General features: G+C 31.0%; 6 protein-coding genes and 1 pseudogene. All 7 read left to right on the top strand.

What is annotated here, in order from left to right:
• On the top strand, positions 1–446 hold a 446-nt coding region (locus RQ763_RS08500), incomplete at its 5' end, for a hypothetical protein (RefSeq protein ID WP_314152364.1).
• 12 nt (positions 447–458) lie between these two features.
• On the top strand, positions 459–1,601 hold the full coding sequence (locus tag RQ763_RS08495) for a glycosyltransferase (RefSeq protein ID WP_314152363.1): 1,143 nt from the start codon (positions 459–461) through the stop codon (positions 1,599–1,601).
• The gene (gene galE / locus RQ763_RS08490; protein WP_314152362.1) at positions 1,598–2,614 is read left to right on the top strand and encodes a UDP-glucose 4-epimerase GalE; all 1,017 of its coding nucleotides are present in this window, start codon (positions 1,598–1,600) and stop codon (positions 2,612–2,614) included. The genes RQ763_RS08495 and galE overlap by 4 nt, the downstream gene beginning before the upstream one ends.
• A 36-nt stretch (positions 2,615–2,650) precedes the next feature.
• Positions 2,651–3,682 (top strand): polysaccharide biosynthesis protein, encoded by a 1,032-nt coding sequence (locus RQ763_RS08485; protein WP_314152360.1) that lies wholly within the window; start codon positions 2,651–2,653, stop codon positions 3,680–3,682.
• A 3-nt stretch (positions 3,683–3,685) separates the two neighbouring features.
• Positions 3,686–4,813 carry a non-hydrolyzing UDP-N-acetylglucosamine 2-epimerase gene (gene wecB, locus RQ763_RS08480; RefSeq protein ID WP_314152359.1) on the top strand — a complete coding sequence of 376 codons (1,128 nt, stop codon included), beginning with the start codon at positions 3,686–3,688 and terminating at the stop codon, positions 4,811–4,813.
• A 1-nt stretch (position 4,814) separates the two neighbouring features.
• Positions 4,815–5,672, top strand: a complete 858-nt coding sequence (locus tag RQ763_RS08475; protein WP_314152358.1) for an SDR family oxidoreductase — start codon at positions 4,815–4,817, stop codon at positions 5,670–5,672.
• Positions 5,659–6,363: pseudogene (locus RQ763_RS08470) on the top strand (glycosyltransferase WbuB); the annotation flags it as partial. The gene RQ763_RS08475 and the pseudogene RQ763_RS08470, both read left to right, overlap by 14 nt.

Here is a 6,363-nt window from a genome sequence, read left to right as displayed (position 1 = left end):
TTAGTTCTGATATAAGAATATTAGAACGAACATTATCCATTGATCAAATAATAGAACAGGAGAATGAAGATTCTCGCTTAGATAGATACAACCAAATTATACAAGAAACTAACCTCATAGTAGGCAATGGTTTTGGCACAAAAACAAATAGAGAAAATCAAGATTTAGAGGTTGCAGAAAGTTACATCTTTCAACTTTATGCAGAGGGAGGAATTTTGCCATTAGTAGGTTTACTTATAATAATTTTATTACCTTTGTTTATGTCTTCTAAAGAAGCTGATAAATATTTTGATATGAAATTAATTATGGTTTGTATATTTATATCTATGATAGTAGTGCATGCTTTTAATAGCCCAGCTTTTTTTATTTTCTGGCCATTTTTTATTATCCCTTTTTTGAAATCTCCAAAAAATAAAGAGTTGAATTTGACAAAAAAAATTATTTAACATTGAGGAAAAATGAAAATATTAATTAATACTTCGACATTATATTTTGGTGGTGGTGTACAAGTTGCACTATCATTTATTAACGAACTAATAACACTAGATACCAATGAGTATCATATTTTTTTATCACTGGAAATTGAACGACAATTAGATAAAAAATTATTCGGAAATAATTTTAATTTTTATATCATAGATAAGAGCCCATCTAAATTATTGACTAGAAAAAAAATAGTTTCAATCTTAAATAATTTTGAAAAAGAAATTAATCCAGATGTTGTTTTTACAGTATTTGGACCAGCTTATTGGAGACCAAAAGCACTTCATTTGCTAGGTTTTGCCGATGGCTGGGTTTATAATCCCGATTCTATTGCTTTTGATAGACTCTCTTTTTTCAGAAGAATTAAAATGAGATTAGCTATAAAGTACAAATTACATTATCTTCATAGAGATGCTGATTTTTATGTTTTAGAAACGAATGATGCCGCAAGTAAATTATCAACTATGATGAAGAAAAATAAAAGCAATTTTTTTGTAGTAGGCAACACATTTAGTAATGTATTTTCAGATACTCAGTATTTATCTGAAAATAATAAATACTATATTAAGTTACCTGCTAAACCTGATGATGAGTTTAGGCTGTTGTATGTGGCACATAACCATCCATCAAAAAACTTAAGCATTATCAACAAAGCTATAAAATATTTGCAAAATTACAACATAAAGTTTATAGTGACTATTGACGAACAAAGTTATACTGAAGTTTTTGATGTAGGTTCTAGAAGTAAAGTAATCAATGTTGGTCCTGTTCCTCAATACTCATGTCCATCACTTTATAATCAGACGGATGCTGTCATATCAACTTCGCTTTTGGAAACTTTTAGTGCAGTTTATCCTGAGAGTATGAAAATGAAAAAGCCGCTATTGTCATCTGATTTTTCTTTTGCCAGAGATATTTGTGGAGATAGTGCTTTGTATTTTGATGCATTAGACCCCAAAGATACATCAGAAAAAATCATCATGATTATGAACGACAAAACATTACAAGAAGAATTGGTAAAAAAGGGAATAAATAAACTTCAAACTTTTGAAACTGCACAAACTAGGGCAAAAAAATATTTAGATATAATCAAAATCATAAAGGATTGTAAGATATGAATATACTAGTTACTGGGGGAGCAGGATATATAGGTTCACATGTAGTAAAACAGTTATTAGAAACTACAAGTTATACCATAGTAGTGCTTGACAATTTATCAACTGGAAGCCATCAGACTTTAGACAGCTTGGGAAAAGTTAGAGATTTTAAATTTATAGAGTTAGATTTAAAAGAGTTTGATAGCGTTAATATGATTTTAAAAGAAAATAATATTGATACCATACTCCATTTTGCAGCATCTATAGTTGTTCCTGAATCGGTTGAAAACCCTTTAAAATACTACCTGAATAATACAGTCAATACGACAAACCTCATAAATTGTGCAGTTGAGAACAAAGTGAATAAGTTTATTTTTTCAAGTACAGCTGCAGTTTATGGAGAACCAACATACCTTCCTCTCAACGGAGTGGATGAAGAGTTTCTTACAAAACCTATAAACCCTTATGGTATGAGTAAGTTAATGAGTGAGAAAGTATTGGAAGATACAGCCAAAGCTTGTAGTGATTTTAAATATATAATATTTAGATATTTCAATGTAGCGGGTGCGGATGTTAATTATGAAGATGAGCAATTGAAGCCTAGAATAGGTCAGTCTTTTCCAAATGCAACACATTTGATAAAAATAGCTAGTGAATGTGCATGTGGTAAAAGAGAAAAAATGGCTATTTTTGGGAATGATTTTAACACAAAAGATGGGACAGGAGTAAGAGATTATATTCATGTTGATGATTTAGCAAATGCACATATTAAAGCTATGGAATATTTAGAGAATAATTCAAGCGATGTATTTAATATTGGATATGGACAGGGGTATTCCGTAAAAGAAGTTATCGAAACTATGCAAACTGTAACAAGTGTGAAGTTTACTGTTAATAGTGCCCCTCGAAGAGCAGGCGACCCAGCAGCACTCATCTCCGATAATACAAAGATTAAGACCAAGATGAATTGGAAACCAAAATATAATAATCTAGAATTGATATGTAAAAGTTCTTTTGAGTGGGAAAAAAGATGAAAGACAATGAATATATCACAAGACAAAAGGATAAAAATGTTCAAAAATAAAATATTACTAATCACAGGTGGGACAGGTTCGTTTGGAAATGCGGTTTTGCGAAACTTTTTAAATACAGACATACAAGAGATAAGAATATTTTCTCGTGATGAGTTGAAGCAAGATGACATGCGTAAAAAGTACAACAACGACAAGGTGAAGTTTTATCTTGGAGATGTAAGAGATATAAACTCTTTAGATGATGCTATAAAGGGAGTTGATTATATATTTCATGCGGCAGCTCTTAAGCAAGTCCCGTCTTGCGAATTTTACCCAATGCAGGCAGTTCAAACAAATATCATAGGTACTGAAAATGTGCTCAATGTAGCCATAAAATATAGAGTAAAAAATGTGATAGTTTTAAGCACGGACAAAGCGGTTTACCCTATAAATGCTATGGGCATAAGCAAGGCTATGATGGAAAAAGTTGCAGTTGCCAAAAGTAGAAATGTAAGAGATAACGAAACTGTCATCTGCTGTACAAGATATGGAAATGTAATGGCTTCAAGAGGTTCTGTTATACCGCTCTTTATAGATCAGATAAGAAAAGATAAAGAGATAACCATCACCGACCCAAATATGACACGGTTTATGATGAGTTTGGATGATGCAGTGGACTTGGTAATGTTCGCATTTAAAAATGGAAAAAATGGAGATATTTTTGTACAAAAGGCACCTGCAGCAACTGTTGGGCTACTTGCAAACACTTTGAAAAATATGCTAGGAAAACCAGAGCATAAAATCAATGTTATAGGCACAAGACATGGTGAGAAGCTCTATGAAACACTTCTAACACGAGAAGAGATGGTGCATGCTGTGGATATGGGAGAGTATTTTAGAATACCTGCGGATAACAGAGGTTTAAACTATGGGAAATTTTTCGAAGAGGGTGAAGTGATAGTTGAAATTACAGATTATCATTCACATAATACAAAAAGATTAGATGAAGAAGAGCTTAAAAGCATGCTTTTAAATCTTAGAGAAATAAAAGAAGATTTAGAAGAATTTAATAAAAATAAGGAGATATAAAAAATGAAAGTTATGACAATCGTTGGTACTAGACCAGAAATAATCAAATTAAGTCAGGTAATGAAAGAGCTTGATAAATTTACGGAGCATATTATTGTTCATACAGGGCAAAATTATGATTATGAACTAAACGAACTTTTTTTTGAGCAGTTAGATATAAGAAAACCAGATTATTTTTTAGAGGCTATTAAAGGCACGCCTTCTGAAACGATAGGTGACATAATTGCAAAAGCAGATAAAATTTTTGAACAAATACAACCTGATGCTCTTTTAATATATGGTGATACAAATAGTTGTCTGAGTGTAATACCAGCTAAAAAAAGAAAAATACCAATTTTCCATATGGAAGCAGGAAATAGATGTTTTGATCAAAGAGTGCCAGAGGAAATAAATCGAAAGATAGTAGATCATTTGAGTGATATTAATCTGCCACTTTCGGAACAAGCACGAGACTATTTAATCGCAGAGGGAATCAAGCCTGAAACAGTAATCAAAACAGGTTCACCTATGATGGAAGTTTTAAATGCCAATATGGATAAAATTTTATCGAGCGATATTCTGAAAAAAGAAAATTTAACGTCTAAAGAATATATAGTTATGAGTATTCATAGAGAAGAAAATGTTGATTCTCCTAAAAATTTTAGTGATCTTTTAGATTCAATAGAAGAGTTAACAAAAAAATATAAAATGCCAATTATTATTTCTACACATCCAAGAACTCGAAAAAAACTTGAAGAGATAGGGTATGAAGATAAAAATCCGCTCATAAGATTTTCAAAACCATATGGTTTTCATGAATACAACAATCTTCAGCTTAACGCTTTTTGTGTAATTTCAGATAGTGGAACAATAGCAGAAGAAGGATCTATTTTAAATCTTCCTGCTGTGACTATCCGTCAGGCCCATGAAAGACCAGAAGGCATGGATGAGACTACCGTCATTATGTCTGGACTTAATAAAACTAGAGTTTTAGAAGCAGTTGAAGTTGCTACGAAACATAACAGTGAAAGCAAAAGAACAATAAAACCTGTAAGAGATTATGAGACAGATAATGTGTCTAAAAAAATATTAAGAATAATATTATCTTATACAGATTATGTAAATAGAACAGTTTGGCATAAAGATATATAAAATGAAAAAAAAAGTTTTAGTTTTAGGCTCAACAGGTCTTATCGGTCATCAGGTATATAATTATTTAAAATCAAATAGTGACTATGAATTGTCAAATATCTCTTATAGAAAAAAATTGCAAGATGATACGATTTTATTGGATGTTAGAGATGAAAAAAAATTAGTTGACACTATAAAAGATATAAAGCCTCAATATATTATCAATTGTGTAGGTATTCTGATTAATGGAGCAAATACAAATCCAGAGAATGCAATCTTTATAAATGCATATCTCCCTCATCGATTGGTAAGGTTAGCAGATGAGATAGGTGCAAAATTTATACATATTTCAACGGATTGTGTTTTTTCAGGAAATAAAAAAGAACCTTATATCGAAACAGATGAAAAAGATGGTAAAGATACTTATGCAAAAACAAAGGGACTTGGGGAAATTATAAATGACAAGCATTTAACACTTCGTACATCCGTAGTAGGTCCTGAGCTAAAATCAGATGGGGAAGAGTTATTTCACTGGTTCATGAAGCAATCAGGCAGTATTAATGGTTTTACAAAAGCTATTTGGTCTGGAGTTACAACACTCGAACTTGCAAAAGCTGTGCAATGGGCTATTGAAAATGAAATTACCGGTTTATACCATGTAACTAATAATAAATCTATAAATAAAAATGACTTACTGAATCTATTTAAAAAATACACTAAAAAAGATATAGAAATCATTGCAGTTGACGGAAAAGAAGTAGACAAGAGTTTTATAGACACTAGAAAAGAGATGAATTATAGTATTCCTGATTATGATGAGATGATAGAGAACATGGCTCGTCTAATACATAAAAATAGAGAACTTTATGGACAATACTAAAAAAATATTAATCGTAACTGAGTACTTTTATCCTGAAGAGTTTAAGATTAATGAAGTTGCGTTGGAGTGGAAAAACAAAGGTTATGATGTAGATGTTCTAACACAAAATCCCACATATCCTTATGGTGAAATATTTGAAAAACACAAAAATAGTTGGTACTCAAAAGAGCTTTGGAATGGAATTATTATTCATAGGGTTAAGGCTGTAACGGGATATAAAACAAGCTTATTTAAAAAATTTTTAAAATATTTTACTTTTATGTTTTTGGGAAGTCTAGTAAGTCTAAAAATTGGTAAGAAGTATGACTATGTTTTCGGTTTTGATGTTGGGGCATTGACAGGAATGGTTCCAGCTACAATATTAAGGCAGTTCTATAAAAAATCTGTAACTCTTTGGATACAAGATATCTGGCCCGATAGTGTATATGCTTATGGATTTAAAAAAAGTAAGGTATTAGAATTTTTCTTAAATAGTTTTGTAAGATATGTTTATAGATACACATCAAATTTTGCCATTTCCGCAAAGGGTTTTGAGCAAAAAATAACGCCATATTTGAAAGAAAATAAAGAGATACTTTATGCACCAAACTGGGCGGATGAGTTTAACAAAGAGCTAGAACCTTTTGAATTTAGTAAAGATGAAAAAGTTCACTTCACATTTGCGGGAAATATTGGCAAAGTTCAAAATCTT

This window comes from Sulfurimonas sp., assembly GCF_032250635.1.
Classification (GTDB): Bacteria; Campylobacterota; Campylobacteria; order Campylobacterales; family Sulfurimonadaceae; genus Sulfurimonas.
This window is presented reverse-complemented; position numbering and strand designations above follow the sequence as displayed.

Coding starts and splice junctions, on each gene's coding strand:
- RQ763_RS08485 (WP_314152360.1), top strand. CDS start 2,651: ATGTTCAAAAATAAAATATTACTAATCACAGGTGGGACAGGTTCGTTT.
- RQ763_RS08495 (WP_314152363.1), top strand. CDS start 459: ATGAAAATATTAATTAATACTTCGACATTATATTTTGGTGGTGGTGTA.
- wecB (WP_314152359.1), top strand. CDS start 3,686: ATGAAAGTTATGACAATCGTTGGTACTAGACCAGAAATAATCAAATTA.
- galE (WP_314152362.1), top strand. CDS start 1,598: ATGAATATACTAGTTACTGGGGGAGCAGGATATATAGGTTCACATGTA.
- RQ763_RS08475 (WP_314152358.1), top strand. CDS start 4,815: ATGAAAAAAAAAGTTTTAGTTTTAGGCTCAACAGGTCTTATCGGTCAT.